This window comes from Citrobacter sp. Igbk 17, assembly GCF_028069775.1.
In the GTDB taxonomy this organism is placed as follows: domain Bacteria; phylum Pseudomonadota; class Gammaproteobacteria; order Enterobacterales; family Enterobacteriaceae; genus Citrobacter.
Genome location: NZ_JANEWI010000012.1, coordinates 81,140 through 96,718, shown reverse-complemented (window position 1 = coordinate 96,718; position 15,579 = coordinate 81,140). Strand labels below are relative to the sequence as shown.

At 50.3% G+C, this 15,579-nt stretch carries 15 protein-coding genes; 8 read left to right on the top strand and 7 right to left on the bottom strand.

Features of this window, described 5'->3' with window-relative positions:
• Window positions 1–238: 238 nt before the first annotated feature.
• The gene (dusC, locus tag NNO08_RS09700; protein WP_271456629.1) at window positions 239–1,183 is read right to left on the bottom strand and encodes a tRNA dihydrouridine(16) synthase DusC; all 945 of its coding nucleotides are present in this window, start codon (window positions 1,181–1,183) and stop codon (window positions 239–241) included.
• A gap of 215 nt (window positions 1,184–1,398) precedes the next feature.
• On the opposite strand from dusC, the gene NNO08_RS09695 reads away from it, so the two are divergent.
• From NNO08_RS09695 to preA, 7 genes are all read left to right on the top strand, one after another.
• Complete coding sequence (locus tag NNO08_RS09695) at window positions 1,399–1,797, top strand: CidA/LrgA family protein (protein ID WP_005129194.1); 399 nt, start codon at window positions 1,399–1,401, stop codon at window positions 1,795–1,797.
• On the top strand, window positions 1,794–2,489 hold the full coding sequence (locus NNO08_RS09690; protein WP_202038276.1) for a CidB/LrgB family autolysis modulator: 696 nt from the start codon (window positions 1,794–1,796) through the stop codon (window positions 2,487–2,489). Before NNO08_RS09695 ends, NNO08_RS09690 begins: the two co-directional genes overlap by 4 nt.
• Window positions 2,490–2,637: 148 nt before the next feature.
• Complete coding sequence (cdd, locus tag NNO08_RS09685; protein ID WP_137382291.1) at window positions 2,638–3,522, top strand: cytidine deaminase; 885 nt, start codon at window positions 2,638–2,640, stop codon at window positions 3,520–3,522.
• 186 nt (window positions 3,523–3,708) lie between these two features.
• Window positions 3,709–4,428, top strand: coding sequence for an outer membrane permeability protein SanA (gene sanA / locus NNO08_RS09680; protein ID WP_137382290.1), 720 nt, complete (start codon window positions 3,709–3,711; stop codon window positions 4,426–4,428).
• Window positions 4,429–4,430: 2 nt separating this feature from the next.
• Entirely contained in the window at window positions 4,431–4,670 is a 240-nt protein-coding gene (locus NNO08_RS09675; RefSeq protein ID WP_137382289.1) for a DUF2542 family protein, read from the top strand.
• 233 nt (window positions 4,671–4,903) lie between these two features.
• Window positions 4,904–6,145 (top strand): NAD(P)-dependent oxidoreductase, encoded by a 1,242-nt coding sequence (locus NNO08_RS09670; protein ID WP_271456628.1) that lies wholly within the window; start codon window positions 4,904–4,906, stop codon window positions 6,143–6,145.
• Window positions 6,139–7,374, top strand: a complete 1,236-nt coding sequence (gene preA / locus NNO08_RS09665; protein WP_271456627.1) for an NAD-dependent dihydropyrimidine dehydrogenase subunit PreA — start codon at window positions 6,139–6,141, stop codon at window positions 7,372–7,374. The genes NNO08_RS09670 and preA overlap by 7 nt, the downstream gene beginning before the upstream one ends.
• A gap of 58 nt (window positions 7,375–7,432) precedes the next feature.
• Here preA and mglC read toward each other — a convergent pair whose 3' ends face one another.
• The 6 genes from mglC to folE form a co-directional block, all read right to left on the bottom strand.
• A complete protein-coding gene (gene mglC / locus NNO08_RS09660) occupies window positions 7,433–8,443 on the bottom strand; it encodes a galactose/methyl galactoside ABC transporter permease MglC (protein ID WP_005129205.1) in 1,011 nt (336 codons plus the stop codon).
• A gap of 15 nt (window positions 8,444–8,458) precedes the next feature.
• Entirely contained in the window at window positions 8,459–9,979 is a 1,521-nt protein-coding gene (mglA, locus tag NNO08_RS09655; protein WP_048211171.1) for a galactose/methyl galactoside ABC transporter ATP-binding protein MglA, read from the bottom strand.
• A gap of 71 nt (window positions 9,980–10,050) precedes the next feature.
• Window positions 10,051–11,049, bottom strand: coding sequence for a galactose/glucose ABC transporter substrate-binding protein MglB (gene mglB, locus NNO08_RS09650; RefSeq protein WP_043016958.1), 999 nt, complete (start codon window positions 11,047–11,049; stop codon window positions 10,051–10,053).
• A 295-nt stretch (window positions 11,050–11,344) separates the two neighbouring features.
• Entirely contained in the window at window positions 11,345–12,367 is a 1,023-nt protein-coding gene (gene galS / locus NNO08_RS09645) for an HTH-type transcriptional regulator GalS (protein WP_271440065.1), read from the bottom strand.
• A 143-nt stretch (window positions 12,368–12,510) separates the two neighbouring features.
• Complete coding sequence (gene yeiB / locus NNO08_RS09640; protein ID WP_271456626.1) at window positions 12,511–13,668, bottom strand: DUF418 domain-containing protein YeiB; 1,158 nt, start codon at window positions 13,666–13,668, stop codon at window positions 12,511–12,513.
• Window positions 13,669–13,682: 14 nt separating this feature from the next.
• Complete coding sequence (gene folE / locus NNO08_RS09635; protein ID WP_003027410.1) at window positions 13,683–14,351, bottom strand: GTP cyclohydrolase I FolE; 669 nt, start codon at window positions 14,349–14,351, stop codon at window positions 13,683–13,685.
• A gap of 321 nt (window positions 14,352–14,672) precedes the next feature.
• On the opposite strand from folE, the gene fghA reads away from it, so the two are divergent.
• Window positions 14,673–15,509, top strand: coding sequence for an S-formylglutathione hydrolase (fghA, locus tag NNO08_RS09630; RefSeq protein ID WP_271456625.1), 837 nt, complete (start codon window positions 14,673–14,675; stop codon window positions 15,507–15,509).
• Window positions 15,510–15,579 lie beyond the last annotated feature (70 nt).

Here is a 15,579-nt window from a genome sequence, read left to right as displayed (position 1 = left end):
AATATACGGGTAAGAAAAGATGCACAGAGAGTACGACTTACCGCATTCTCTTTTTTAGTTACGCGTGGCAATACATCTTTTGAAATAAAATCACATAATTAAGAAACATATACATAACAAATGGTTCTGTCAAAATAATTCCACTGAATTATAAATGGAGGCGTAATGTCACAAACGCTTATCAGGCCTGCGAAATACGCGTCCGTTCCGTCGGCCGGATAAGGCGGTTACGCCGCCATCAGGCGATAATAGGGATGGCCTGAATCGCGCGTGCAATATCCGGTGAATTATTCAACGCCCGAATTTCCTGAAACAGTTCTGTCGCTTCAACATATTCTTTACGAAGATAGCCCAGCCACTGTTTGATACGCGCCACATGATACAGCCCGGTATCACCCTGTTTTTCCAGTCGGGTATATTTTTGCAGTAACGTCACGACGTCAGGCCACGGCATACGCGGTTCGTTATATTTCACCACGCGACTCAAATTCGGGATATTAAGCGCACCGCGCCCGATCATGACGGCATCGCATCCGCTGATAGCCATACAGTCCTGTGCGCTTTGCCAGCCCCAGATCTCACCATTCGCGATAACCGGGATATTGAGACGCTGGCGGATCTCGCCAATTGCCTGCCAGTTAATGTGCTCGGCCTTATAACCTTGCTCTTTCGTTCGCCCGTGCACCACCAACTCACTGGCACCGGCCTGCTGGACGGCATCAGCAATTTCGAACTGCCTGTCACTGCTGTCCCAGCCCAGACGCACTTTTACCGTCACCGGTAAATGGGCCGGAACCGCATCACGCATGGCCTTAGCGCCACGGTAAATCAGCTCAGGGTCCTTCAGTAACGTTGCGCCACCGCCGCTGCCGTTCACCAGCTTCGACGGACAGCCACAGTTTAGATCGACGCCATACGAACCCAGCTCAACCGCGCGGGCTGCATTTTCTGCCAGCCACTGCGGATACTGCCCCAGCAGTTGTATACGCACCGGCGTACCGGATGTCGTGCGGCTGGCGTTAAGCAGCTCAGGACAAATGCGGTGAAAGACTTTTACCGGCAGCAGTTGATCCACCACGCGAACAAATTCGGTGATACAGAGATCATAATCATTCACTTCAGTCAGCAGCTCGCGCACCAGTGAGTCGAGCACGCCTTCCATCGGCGCCAGTAAAACACGCATATTGTTACCCGCAAAAAAGAGAGGCGCTATGGTAACGTCTCTATGCAGGAGATTAAAGCGTCTCAGCGCCAGGCACAGGTTTGATTATGCTGATTGGGGGCATTGCCTGATGTTCCAGATATCTATTTCCACTATGCTTAGAATTCATGATGTGATCGGTAGCACGTTTTAAAGTTTAATTGTATGATGAATCAGTCTCGTCAAGGGTTTCAATTATGAGCAAGTCACTGAACATTATCTGGCAATATTTACGCGCATTCGTCCTCATTTATGCCTGCCTCTATGCAGGTATTTTTCTTGCCTCACTGCTGCCTATAACGATTCCGGGCAGCATTATCGGCATGCTGATTCTGTTTGTATTACTGGCATTACAGATCTTACCGGCAAAATGGGTAAACCCGGGTTGCTACGTACTGATCCGTTACATGGCCCTGCTGTTTGTCCCGATTGGCGTGGGGATCATGCAGTACTTTGACTTGCTACGCGCACAATTTGGTCCGGTCGTGGTGTCCTGCACCATCAGTACACTGGTCGTATTCCTGGTAGTGAGCTGGAGCTCGCACATTGTTCACGGCGAACGCAAAATCGTTGGTCAAAAAGGGTCTAAACAATGATGTCGTATATCTGGTGGTCGTTACCCCTCACCCTGGCGGTATTTTTTGCTGCACGTAAGCTGGCAGCGCGATGTAAACTGCCGTTGCTAAATCCGCTGCTCGTCGCGATGGTAGTGATTATTCCCTTTCTGATGCTGACCGGTATCCCCTACGATCACTACTTCAAAGGCAGCGAAGTGCTGAACGATTTATTGCAACCTGCTGTCGTCGCGCTAGCCTATCCGTTATATGAACAGCTGCACCAAATCCGTGCCCGCTGGAAATCCATTATCGCCATCTGTTTTGCCGGCAGCGTCGTGGCCATGGTCACAGGCACATCTATTGCCCTGCTGATGGGGGCTTCACCAGAGATTGCCGCCTCTATTATGCCTAAATCGGTAACCACACCTATCGCTATGGCTGTGGGCGGGAGTATTGGTGGTATCCCGGCAATCAGCGCAGTGTGCGTTATTTTTGTCGGTATCCTCGGTGCCGTATTTGGCCATACCCTGCTGAATGCAATGCGCATTCGCACTAAAGCAGCACGTGGGCTGGCAATGGGTACGGCTTCACACGCCCTGGGCACGGCTCGCTGTGCTGAACTGGACTACCAGGAAGGCGCATTTAGCTCACTGGCGCTGGTGATTTGCGGGATTATCACCTCCCTGGTTGCCCCCTTCCTGTTCCCGGTTATCCTGGCGGTGGTAGGCTAATCTGCATTTTTAAGCTGTTTATTTGCGATGCGTTGCACATTTTTCATTTAAGTTTCATAAGTTGCATACACAATGAGATTTGGATCACATATAAAGCCCTGTCAGGCCCGTAAACTACGGTTCCATTACATTGTTATGAGGCAACGCCATGCATCCACGTTTTCAAACTGCTTTTGCCCAACTCGCGGATAACTTGCAATCAGCCCTGGCCCCTATTCTGGCGGATGTACATTTCCCCGCCATGCTGACGGCTGAGCAGGTATCTTTGCTTAAACGCGAATCGGGACTGGACGAAGACGCGCTGGCATTCGCTCTGCTGCCTTTAGCTGCGGCCTGCGCACGCACCCCGCTGTCCAACTTCAACGTTGGCGCGATCTCACGAGGTATCAGCGGCACGTGGTATTTCGGTGGGAACATGGAGTTTCTGGGTGCCACAATGCAGCAAACCGTTCACGCCGAGCAGAGCGCTATTAGCCATGCCTGGTTACGTGGCGAAAAAGGACTCGCCGCGATTACCGTCAACTACACCCCTTGCGGGCACTGCCGTCAGTTTATGAATGAGCTGAACAGCGGACTGGATTTACGTATTCACCTGCCCGGGCGTGAACCACACGCACTACGCGACTATCTGCCGGACGCTTTTGGGCCAAAAGATCTCGACATCAAGACGCTGTTGATGGACGACCAGGATCACGGCTTCGCGCTGCAAGGCGATGCGCTGACCCAGGCGGCGATTGCCGCAGCAAACAGATGCCATATGCCCTACAGCAACTCCCCGAGCGGCGTGGCGCTGGAGTGTAAAGATGGACAGATTTTCAGCGGTAGTTATGCTGAAAACGCCGCCTTCAACCCAACACTGCCACCGTTGCAGGGTGCATTAAACCTGTTGAGTCTTAACGGTTACGACTATCCGGACATTCAACGTGCGGTGCTGGCAGAAAAAGCGGATGCGGCGCTTATCCAGTGGGATGCGACGTCTGCCACGCTGAACGCGCTGGGTTGCGACAATATCGAGCGCGTACTACTCGGTTAAGTCGTGACGCCCGGTGGCGCTGCGCTTACCGGGCCTAAAAGCCAACCGTACAGTATGTTGGCCCGATAACGCCGCGTCATCGGGCAACAGTGACTAAAATCCCCTCAATCAGACTGCTGTTTCTTGCGCTCCGCCGTTGGGTACAGTAGCCTGATTGAAATTCCATCCAATTATCGAGTTTTCTGCATGTTAAAGCGCGTGTTTTACAGCTTGTTAGTCCTGGTAGGCTTGCTGCTGTTGACAGTGCTTGGGCTCGACAGATGGATGAGCTGGAAGACGGCCCCCTACATCTATGACGAATTACAGGATCTCCCCTACCGTCAGGTTGGTGTTGTCCTGGGCACGGCAAAATACTACCGTACCGGCGTCATCAATCAGTATTACCGCTACCGCATTCAGGGCGCATTAAATGCGTATAACAGCGGCAAAGTAAACTATCTGCTACTTAGCGGCGACAACGCACAGCAAAGCTATAACGAACCGATGACGATGCGTAAAGACTTGATTGCCGCGGGCGTCGATCCCGCTGACATCGTGCTCGATTACGCAGGGTTCCGTACGCTTGATTCGATTGTACGCACGCGCAAAGTATTCGATACCAACGATTTCATCATCATTACTCAGCGATTCCACTGTGAGCGCGCGTTGTTTATTGCGCTACATATGGGCATTCAGGCTCAGTGCTATGCGGTACCCTCGCCAAAAGATATGCTTACCGTGCGGGTGCGCGAATTTGGCGCTCGCTTTGGTGCGCTGGCCGATCTCTACCTTTTTAAACGCGAGCCACGTTTTTTAGGTCCGCTGGTACCCATCCCGACCATGCATCAGGTACCCGATGATGCTCAGGGATATCCGGCAGTCACTCCGGAACAATTACTCGAATTACAAAAGAAACAAGGAAAATAAGCATGGATGTACAAACTCTCTTCGTCGTATTGGCCTTTCTGCTCATTCCCCTCTTTTGTTTCCGGGAAGCCTGGAAAGGATGGCGCTCCGGAGCCGTAGATAAAATTAAGAAGAATGCGCGCGAACCGGTTTATGCTTATCGCTCTCAAGAGCCATTGCAATTTTGGTCCTATGTGCTGGTTTATGCCGGATGCGGATGTTTATCATTGGGTATGGTTGTTTATTTGGTATTTTATCGTTAACGATATTACCTTTATATTAGTGTTTGAGAATAACTAATATTATGATAACGGTTACCATTTCAATATAAGGGATTAATGCTGCCTGTCAGCATTTCCCTCACACCTTCTTCTATTTGTGAATCCTTTCACAGAATACTCTTCCTGCAGTGCTTAGCCTTAAGAATAGCCTTTCACTTTTTATATTTTGTTATTAACGGTTTGCCTTAATTTACTCAAGCATTAAGGAAGAAAATATGCCACAACAAAATTATCTGGATGAGCTCACGCCGGCTTTCACCCCATTATTAGCAATAAAAGAGGCCTCTCGTTGTTTATTATGTCACGATGCCCCCTGTAGTCAGGATTGCCCGGCGCAAACCGACCCAGGGAAATTTATTCGTTCCATTTATTTCCGTAATTTTAAAGGCGCGGCTGAAACTATCCGGGAAAATAATGCGCTCGGTGCGGTGTGCGCCCGGGTATGCCCAACCGAAAAATTATGCCAACGCGGATGTACACGTTCAGGAATTGATAAACCTATCGATATCGCGCGACTGCAGCGATTTATTACCGATTTTGAACAGCAGACCGCAATGAAAATCTATCAGCCCGCAACAAAAACGCTGGGTAAGGTCGCCATTATCGGTGCGGGTCCGGCCGGATTACAGGCCAGCGTAACGCTGAGTAATCTTGGCTATGACGTCACCCTCTTCGAAAAGCAGGCCCAGCCAGGCGGCTGGTTGCGTTATGGCATTCCAGAGTTTCGTCTGCCGCAGACGGTTTTAGATAATGAGATTGCCCGTATCGTGGAAATGGGCGTGACCATCAGATGCAATTGTGAAGTGGGTAATGCCCTCTCCCTTGAGCAACTCAAAACAGAATACCGCGCCGTACTGGTGACCGTAGGGATGTCTTACGGTTCTACGCTGCCTCTGTTTGACCAGGCGAATAATGTCGAAATTGCCGTCGACTTTCTGCAACGGGCCCGACAGTCAGGCGGCAATATTAGCGTCGCGCAAAGCGCATTGATCATCGGCGGTGGCGATGTGGCAATGGATGTCGCCAGTACACTGAAACTGCTGGGCTGCCCGTCCGTCACCTGTGTCGCACGTGAGGAACTGGCCGAATTCCCTGCCAGCGACAAAGAGTTCAACAGCACCCAGGCGTTAGGGGTATCGATTATTGACGGTTTCACGCCTGTGGCGGTTAGTGGAAATCGCGTCACCTTTAAGCACGTACGCCTGCCGGGAGAACTCTCGCTTGAAGCCGAACATATTATTCTTGCCGTCGGTCAACATGCGCAGCTTGATGATTTCGCCGCGTTAAAACCACAGCGCAACCTTATCGATACGCACAATTACCAAACCGCCGATCCGGTTATGTTTGCCGCGGGCGATATTGTTAAAGGCGATAAAACCGTTGTATACGCCGTGAAAACCGGAAAAGAAGCCGCTCAGGCCATTCATCACTATTTAGAGGGAGCTTGCTCATGTTAACGAAAGATCTTTCTATTACTTTTTGCGGCGTCAAATTTCCCAACCCGTTCTGCCTCTCTTCTTCTCCGGTGGGCAACTGCTATGAGATGTGTGCCAAAGCCTACGATACCGGCTGGGGCGGTATTGTTTTTAAGACAATCGGTTTCTTTATCGCCAATGAAGTCTCCCCGCGCTTTGACCATCTGACCAAAGAAGATACCGGCTTTATCGGCTTCAAAAACATGGAGCAAATTGCCGAACACCCGCTGGAGGAGAACCTGGCCGCAATTCGCCGACTGAAACAGGACTACCCAAACAACGTCCTGATTGCATCGATCATGGGAGAAAATGAGCAGCAATGGCAGGAACTGGCCCGCCTGGTTGAAGAGGCGGGTGCAGACATGATCGAATGCAACTTCTCGTGTCCGCAAATGACCTCACATGCCATGGGCAGCGATGTCGGGCAAAGCCCTGAGCTGGTCGAAAAGTATTGTCGGGCAGTTAAACGCGGCTCAGCCTTACCAATGCTGGCTAAAATGACACCAAATATTGGTGATATGTGCGAGGTGGCGCTGGCAGCTAAGCGCGGAGGTGCTGACGGTATCGCGACCATCAATACGGTTAAATCCATCACCAATATCGACCTGAAGCGCAAAATCGGGATGCCAGTCGTCAACGGTAAATCCAGTATCTCTGGTTACTCCGGCAAGGCCGTGAAACCTATCGCTCTGCGCTTTATTCAGCAACTGCGTATGCACCCTGAACTGCGCGATTTCCCGATTAGCGGCATTGGGGGGATTGAAACCTGGGAGGATGCCGCCGAGTTTCTGCTGTTGGGTGCTGCCACGCTGCAGGTAACCACCGGGATCATGCAGTATGGCTACCGAATCGTGGAGGATATGACCAGCGGGCTGTCACATTACCTCGCCGATCAAGGATTTGATTCACTGGAGGAGATGGTTGGTCTCGCCAATACCAATATCATCCCCGCAGAGGAACTTGACCGTAGCTACATCGTCTATCCGCATATCAATCTCGAAAAATGTGTGGGCTGTGGCCGCTGCTACATCTCCTGCTATGACGGCGGGCACCAGGCGATGGAATGGAATGAGGAGACCCGTACACCGCACTGCAACACGGAAAAATGCGTGGGCTGCTTGCTGTGCGGTCACGTTTGCCCGGTAGCCTGTATCGATCTCGGTGAGGTGAAATTTAAAACCGGCGAGAAAGCACATACTTTAACCTTGTAACACTCACAAAAAAGCCCGGTGCAGATTGCGCTGCACCGGGCTTTTAGCGTTTTAATCGTTATTTCTTACGTGCGTATTTCAGTGAATCCAGCGCGACGGCGAAGATGATGATGCCGCCCTTAATAATGTACTGCCAGTAAGGGTTCACGCCGATGTAGGTCAGACCGTAGTTGATGACGGTGAAGATAATCACACCGGTCACCACGCCGAAAACCGTCCCCACGCCACCGCTGAACGACACGCCGCCAACCACGCATGCCGCAATGGCATCCAGCTCGTACATAAAGCCGAGGTTGTTGGTCGCAGAACCGATACGCCCTGCTTCCAACAAACCACCGAAGGCATAGAACACACCAGACAGCGCATAGATAATCAGCAGGTTCAGCGCCACGTTTACACCGGACACTTTCGCCGCTTCGGGGTTACCGCCGATAGCGAAAATATTTTTACCAAAACGGGTCTTGTTCCACAGCACCCAAACAAAGGCCACGGCAATCAAGGCATAGAAAGTAATGTAGGAGAGTCGGAAACTACCCAGCGCAATAAAGCCCTGCGCAAAGGTTGAGAACCCGCTGTCAAAGCCAGAAATTGGCGATGCTCCAACAAAGTCGTAATACAGGGAGTTAATACCGTAGACGATAATCATCGTGCCAAGGGTGGTAATAAATGGCGTCACATTCAGATAAGCAATGATGATACCGTTTACCAGACCGATGACAGCACCGATAACGCAGACAATCAGCACGACTACAATAATGGGCATCGTCGCCATTTCCGGGAACACCTTGTTGGCGTTCTCCATCGACTGCAGCAAGGTTGCCGCCACGACCGCCGCCAGGCCAACCTGGCGCCCTGCTGACAGGTCCGTCCCTTGCGTAACAATCAGCCCGGCAACACCCAGCGCGATAATAATACGCACGGAAGATTGCGTCAGAATATTACTCAAGTTCAGTAAACTTAAGAAAGTGGGATCCTGGAAAATAATAATTGCCAGCAAAACCAAAAGAACAACGTAAATTCCGCCTTCTTTCAGGTAAGTAAGAAAACTTTTCTTATTTAACGCACTCATGAGGAGCCCCTAATCTTAAAGGTGCAAAGACGCAAGACGGAGGATTTCGTTTTGCGTTGTGGTTTTGGTTTCAACAATTCCCGCGACGAGGCCATTGCTCATCACCAGAATACGATCGGTAATACCTAGCAATTCTGGCATTTCAGAGGAAATAATAATGATCCCCTTTCCTTTTTTCGCCAGTTCAGCAATCAACTGATAAATCTCAAATTTTGCACCAACATCGATACCGCGTGTCGGTTCATCCAGCATCAGGATTTCAGGCTGCGTTAACAACCAACGGCCAATGACCACCTTTTGCTGATTACCACCAGAAAGCGAACCAATTTGCGTACGATGCCCTGGTGTTTTTACCCTCATCGAGTCAATTACCCACTGGGTATCGCTCTTCATGCGGGAGTTATCCAGCAGGCCGACTTTATTTTTATAGTTTTGGATATTGGAAATTAACGAGTTAAAACCAATGTCCAGATAGGCATAAATACCGGTAGAGCGACGCTCTTCGGTGACCAGCGCAAAACCATGGTTAATCGCTTCATTCGCGCTGTGGTTATTGATTTTTTTGCCGTGGAGCGTAATCGTGCCCGATGATTTCTCACGAATGCCAAACAACGTTTCAACGATATCGGTGCGTTTCGCGCCAACCAGACCGGCAATGCCGAGAATCTCCCCTTTATGGAGATCAAAAGAGATATCACGAATCGACGGCTGACGCAGAGAAGTCAGGTTACGCACTTCCAGAATCACTTCTCCCGGCTTATTCTCTTTATCCGGGAAACGTTGGTTCAATGAACGTCCGACCATCATGGCGATGATCTTATCCATGTCCAGCCCTTCCAGCGGCTGGGTCGCAATCCATTGACCGTCGCGCAGCACGGTAATTTCATCACACAGTTGAAAGATTTCTTCCATTTTGTGAGAAATATACACAATCCCGCACCCACGCTCTTTCAGCTTACGGATGATGGTAAACAGATGATTAACCTCTTTCTCGGTTAACGATGAGGTCGGTTCATCCATAATGACGATTTTGGCGTCATACGAAAATGCTTTGGCAATTTCAATCATCTGCATTTGCGAAACAGATAATGTTCCGACACGCGCACGCGGATCGATATCAATATCCAGTTCATCGAAAATCGCTTTGGTATCGCGGTACATTTTTTCCTGATCGACAAACATACCTTTGGTGGGATAGCGCCCCAGCCACATGTTGTCCATTACAGAACGTTGTAATACCAGGTTTAATTCCTGGTGTACCATTGAAATACCATTCTCAAGCGCTTCTTTAGCAGAATGAAAATCGATTTCTTTACCCTGAAATAAAATACTACCGGAATCTTTTTGATAGATCCCAAAAAGACATTTTAATAATGTTGACTTTCCAGCGCCATTCTCGCCCATCAGAGCATGAATAGAATGTGGGCGGACTTTTAAATTGACATTATCAAGAGCCTTAACGCCGGGAAAGGACTTGTTGATGCCGCTCATTTCCAACAAGTATTCGCCTGACGACTGAGTATTAGTGCTGACCATAATTATACCTTGTTGGCCTTGCAGAGTGCGTAATTAAGGGCGCAATGAAATTGCGCCCACAGACGGAGTATTTATTTGTTGGTGAACTCTGCCAGATTATCTTTATCGACACCTACATATGGAACGCGAACAATTTTGTTCTCAATTTTCCAGTTGGTGCCGTCTGCCGCGCCTTTGCCATCAGCCAGGTTTCTCGCCAGATCGAAGGTCGCTTTCGCCTGGTTGTTTGCATCGTTCAGCACGGTACCGGCCATGGCACCAGATTTCACCAGAGCCAGTGCTTCAGGCAGCGCATCGACGCCAAATACCGGGACGCTGGTTTTGTTGTGCGCTTTCAGCGCTTCAACTGCGCCCATCGCCATGGCGTCATTGTTGGCGATAACCACTTCAATTTTGTTTGCGTTAGGACCAGACATCCACGCATCCATTTTATCTTTCGCCTGAGCGGTATCCCACATTGCGGTATCTAACTGCAACTGCTCAGTTTTAATGCCTTTATCATTCAGCTCTTTAATCACGTAGGTCGTACGCGCTTCGGCATCCGGATGTCCCGGTTCGCCTTTCAGCAGTACAAACTGAATTTTGCCGTCTTTATTCAGATCCCAGTTCGGGTTAGCGGCCCAGTGCTTGGCAATCAAATCACCCTGAATAATCCCGGACTCTTTGGAGTCAGTACCGACGTAATAGGCTTTGTCATAGCTGTCCAGCGCTTTACGGGAAGGCTCTTTGTTGAAGAATACAATCGGTACGTTCTGACCACGTGCTTTTTCAATTACCGTTCCTGCTGCTGCCGGGTCAACCAGGTTGATGGCCAGTGCTTTAACGCCTTTTGCCAACAACACATCAATCTGATCGTTCTGTTTGGACTGATCGTTTTGCGAGTCATTCATCAGCAACTGTACATCCGGCGCCGCTTTGGCATCTTTTTCAATAGCCTTACGTACCACAGACATAAAGTTATCGTCATATTTATAGATAGTCACACCAATGCGGGTATCAGCAGCGTGCGCAGCCGCGCCGAATAACATGCTTGCCATTACAGCAGACAGGGTCAACACCTTCTTATTCATGGTATCTCCGGTTTTATTATGCAGGGTAGTGCTTGAGATAAATGCTCGGCAGGCAGAACGTTACTGAAGTGTTACTGAACGCCGAAGCTCACTTTTAAAAATATTTCTTCCGTGTCTGGCAACGCTCCAAAAACAGGCTTTAATTTTTGTTTAAGACGCCTATACCTCGATGAAAGTGATTATTCACCGTTACATAGTAGTTACAGCGCAGCAAACAGTGTCATCATAGCTATCGCATTGTTAAGATACTGTGAATTTACTCACATATTGAAAGCGGTTACATAGCCCGACATTATCAGTTAGTGATCGGTGCCGCATTCTGCCGCAAAGCCACAGAATGGCGCCGCACCAGTGTCGGCATAAAGCAATGTGTTGCATCAGGATCCAGCGTTCCCGCCGCGCCTTGTAACGCAAGCTCAGTGGCCATTTTTGCCATAGAAGCAATAGGATAGCGCACCGTTGTCAGTTGTGGGTCGGTGTAACGCGCGATGGGGATATCGTCGAAGCCAATGATAGACAGATGTAATGGAATGGCGATGCCGTTGTCTTTTAGCGCCGTTAGCGCGCCAGCGGCCATATTGTCGTTGTAAGCGAAGACAGCCGTCAGTTGCAGGTTGCGTCCCAGCAGTTCCACCATTGCGGACTCTCCGCCCTGCATATCCGGTGAACCAGTACCTATCCAGCTGTCGGCAGGAGTAACACCCTGTTCTTTCAGGGCACTTAGCCACCCTTCTTTACGCATTGCATCGTCCTCAATGCGGTGACTTGATGCCAGGTAACCAATACGTTGATGCCCATTATTCAACAGCATACGGGTTGCCATTTTAGCGCCGCTAATATTATCCAGACAGACGCAACGATGCGCATAGCCCGGCACAATGCGGTTGATCAGCACCATACCGGGGATCTGATCCATAAACTCCGCCAGCTCGCGATCGCTCAACGCTTTCGAGTGAACAATCAGTGCGTTACAACGCTGACGAATCAGTACCTCAATGGCGTGACGTTCTTTTTCAGCTTCGTGGTAGCTGTTGCCTATCAGGACGTACTTCTGATGCTGCTGGGCAACCAGGTCCACGGCTTTGACCAGTGCACCAAAAAAAGCATCTGAAACATCCATCACCACGACACCAATCGTGTCGCTCACCTGCGTCGCCAGCGCTTGTGCATTGGCGTTTGGGCGATAGCCGAGCTGAGTCACTGCTTTCATTACCGCTTCACGCGTGTCAGGACTCACCAGCGCGCTGTTGTTGAGTACGCGGGAAACAGTCGCAACCGAAACGCCAGACTGCCGTGCCACATCACGTATGGTTACCATATTCACTGCCCTGTTTAAGATGCGGTTACCCGCAGACACCCCAGGCTGTGTATTTTGTCAGCACAACGAAACGGACTGCGTGAGTGATGTCACAGGAATGAAAGCGCTTACATCCATTTTGTTAATGAATGTGATCCAGATCGTTATCTGGATGTTCGCGGTAATGATGTCCCTGACGCACGCAGGGTTAATTGACGCCATAGCCATTCTACCGGGCCTTGCCGGTAAAAACGCAACCAAATGACGGAGAAAAGCAGGTTAACAGCCCAGACCGGAATGACAAATAACAGCAGCGCCAGTCGGTCATATTTCATAAATAAGCCGAATTGATAAAACAGCGTGGTACAAATTAAGGTTTGTAACAGATAGTTAGTCAGTGCCATGCGTCCAACGCAGGCTATCGCAACAACCCATTTTAAACGGCTAAGCTGTGGCCAGAAACCAAACAGCAACGCGGCATAGCCAATTGTCTGAAACGGCGCGCCCAGCTCACGCGGGGCCTGCAACAGAAAAGCGCACCAGCGATATGCCCAATCCAGATGCCACTGTGCAACGATAGCAGGCAGGTTAATCGCAATGCCAATAATGACCAATAGCGCGCCGGTACGTCGATAGTGCTGCAAGCTGTACTGCCCTTTCAGCCAACCGCTGCGCATCAATGCCGCGCCCAGCAACATCATCCCCGCCAACTGCCAGCCGTACTGTGCCCCCAGCGCCAGTAAGCTGTCTGACAGCATATCTACGCGATTGCTGACCGCTTCCATACCGCCGTTAATTTTCCAGTATTTCTCATACAGCAACGCAGAAGCATCCGGTGTCCAGGCCCGACTGGTCTCACTTCCGGAGATAAACCCCAGCAGTAACAGCACACCAACGCCCACCAGATAGAGCAACACGCCAGTGTTAAACAGACTTTTGACTGAAGGGGCATCACGAACCAACCGCCAGCAAATCAACCCGATGAGGCCATACGCCAGCAGGATATCGCCATCCCAGAACAGCAAACCGTGAATAAACCCCAGCAGAACCAGCAAAGTGAGTCGCGACTGGATCCAACGTTTGCCTCGCGGTAGCAGCATCTGCAAACCCGCGCCAAACAGCAGCGCAAACAGCGTGAGGAATTTCACCTGCGCAAAGAGATCAAGCACAGCCCAGGTCCAGGCATCTGACGGGGTAATGCTGCCGTACCAGGCAGGATTCAGATAGGCCGCCTTTGGCAGACCAAAGGCGCTAATATTGAGAAGCAGGATGCCGAGGATGGCGACGCCACGAATAAAATCCAGCGTGACATTACGCTCCATGGCCCCTGCCCTGATCAGTTGTGGTGACGCACGGCGCGCAGGAATTCCTGACGCGTATTCTGGCTGGACTTAAACAATCCGCCAAGCGAGGTCGTGGTGGTGGCGCTGGTCGCATCACGGATACCACGCGCTTTCACGCAGTAATGCACAGCATCAATTGACACCGCCACATTATTCGTCCCGAGCAGCGTTTGCAGCGCGGTGAGTATTTGCTGAGTCAGCCGTTCCTGGACCTGTGGGCGCTGGGCGAAGAACTGCACAATGCGGTTAATCTTCGACAGACCGATAACCGAATCTTTCGGAATATAGGCCACCGTCGCTTTGCCATCAATCGTGACGAAGTGATGTTCGCAGGTGCTGGTCAGCGTGATATCGCGAACCGTGACCATCTCATCCACTTTCATCTTATTTTCAATGACGGTGATTTTAGGGAAATTGGCGTAATCGAGGCCGGAGAAAATCTCATCGACATACATTTTTGCGATGCGATGTGGCGTTTCCATCAGACTGTCATCGCTCAAATCAAGATTGAGCAATTGCATAATCTCGGTCATATGACCGGAGATAAGACGTTTGCGCGTTTCATTATCCATCTCTTGCACGGGCGGGCGTAGTGGTGTTTCAAGACCACGCGCGACCAGCGCTTCATGAACCAGGGCCGCTTCTTTACTGAGTGATGACATTTCTTTTTCTCCTGCAGGTGGGGCGCCTCTGCCCTGCGTGGGGCAAAGTTTTTAGGCTGTGTCACAGCCAGAACATTGTGCGTGAGGCGGCGCACATAATCCAGTATTCGCCGCGATAATTATTGAAATTGGTGCTGCCTTTTAGCACACAGATTTCAAACGTCGTTCAACCGGGTGAATTCGAGTGTTAATGTAAAGTTATATAGATGATGAAGTATGTTTGCTCAATGCGGAAGTGAAAGTTACTCACAGTGCAATGAATAATCTGTATTATGGTGAGTTCGCAAACACATTCAGGTTCAACACAATAAGGAGCCACGCATGGAAATGCTTGAAGAGCACCGCTGTTTTGAAGGCTGGCAGCAACGCTGGCGTCATGACTCCACCACGCTAAATTGCACCATGACCTTCAGTATTTTTCTTCCACCACCCCGGGATAACACCCCGCCTCCGGTGCTGTACTGGCTGTCAGGTTTGACCTGCAATGATGAAAACTTCACCACTAAAGCCGGAGCACAACGTATTGCGGCTGAACTGGGCATCGTTCTGGTGATGCCTGATACCAGCCCGCGTGGGGAACAGGTCGCCAATGATGAAGGCTACGATTTAGGCCAGGGTGCCGGATTTTATCTCAATGCCACGCAACAACCGTGGGCCTCACATTTCCGCATGTATGACTATATGCGTGATGAGCTGCCAGCGCTCATTCAGTCACAGTTTAACGTCAGCGATCGCTGCGCCATCAGTGGGCACTCAATGGGGGGGCATGGTGCACTGATCATGGCACTGAAAAATCCTGGCAAATACACCAGCGTTTCTGCCTTCGCCCCCATCGTCAATCCATGTCGCGTACCGTGGGGTGAGAAAGCCTTTAGCGCCTACCTGGGTGAAGATAAATCACGGTGGGCGGAATGGGACAGCTCTGCACTGATGCTGGACAGCAAACCAGAAGATGCGATCCCAACGCTTATTGATCAGGGGGATAGCGATCAGTTTCTCGCCGATCAGCTGCAACCCGCAGTCCTGGCCGAAACCGCCCGTCAGACTGCATGGCCGATGACATTACGCATTCAGCCTGGCTATGATCATAGCTATTACTTCATTGCATCTTTTATTGAAGATCACCTGCGTTTCCACGCCCAATATTTGCTGAAGTAGACTTCGAGGGCGCAAGCCCTCTTGGTTTCTCCATTATTCCTTCACTTTTTATCCATTTTTATTTCGCCGC

Coding starts and splice junctions, on each gene's coding strand:
- mglC (WP_005129205.1), bottom strand. CDS start 8,443: ATGAGTGCGTTAAATAAGAAAAGTTTTCTTACTTACCTGAAAGAAGGC.
- mglA (WP_048211171.1), bottom strand. CDS start 9,979: ATGGTCAGCACTAATACTCAGTCGTCAGGCGAATACTTGTTGGAAATG.
- folE (WP_003027410.1), bottom strand. CDS start 14,351: ATGTCATCACTCAGTAAAGAAGCGGCCCTGGTTCATGAAGCGCTGGTC.
- dusC (WP_271456629.1), bottom strand. CDS start 1,183: ATGCGTGTTTTACTGGCGCCGATGGAAGGCGTGCTCGACTCACTGGTG.
- yeiB (WP_271456626.1), bottom strand. CDS start 13,668: ATGGAGCGTAATGTCACGCTGGATTTTATTCGTGGCGTCGCCATCCTC.
- NNO08_RS09690 (WP_202038276.1), top strand. CDS start 1,794: ATGATGTCGTATATCTGGTGGTCGTTACCCCTCACCCTGGCGGTATTT.
- galS (WP_271440065.1), bottom strand. CDS start 12,367: ATGGTAACCATACGTGATGTGGCACGGCAGTCTGGCGTTTCGGTTGCG.
- preA (WP_271456627.1), top strand. CDS start 6,139: ATGTTAACGAAAGATCTTTCTATTACTTTTTGCGGCGTCAAATTTCCC.
- cdd (WP_137382291.1), top strand. CDS start 2,638: ATGCATCCACGTTTTCAAACTGCTTTTGCCCAACTCGCGGATAACTTG.
- sanA (WP_137382290.1), top strand. CDS start 3,709: ATGTTAAAGCGCGTGTTTTACAGCTTGTTAGTCCTGGTAGGCTTGCTG.
- NNO08_RS09670 (WP_271456628.1), top strand. CDS start 4,904: ATGCCACAACAAAATTATCTGGATGAGCTCACGCCGGCTTTCACCCCA.
- NNO08_RS09675 (WP_137382289.1), top strand. CDS start 4,431: ATGGATGTACAAACTCTCTTCGTCGTATTGGCCTTTCTGCTCATTCCC.
- NNO08_RS09695 (WP_005129194.1), top strand. CDS start 1,399: ATGAGCAAGTCACTGAACATTATCTGGCAATATTTACGCGCATTCGTC.
- mglB (WP_043016958.1), bottom strand. CDS start 11,049: ATGAATAAGAAGGTGTTGACCCTGTCTGCTGTAATGGCAAGCATGTTA.
- fghA (WP_271456625.1), top strand. CDS start 14,673: ATGGAAATGCTTGAAGAGCACCGCTGTTTTGAAGGCTGGCAGCAACGC.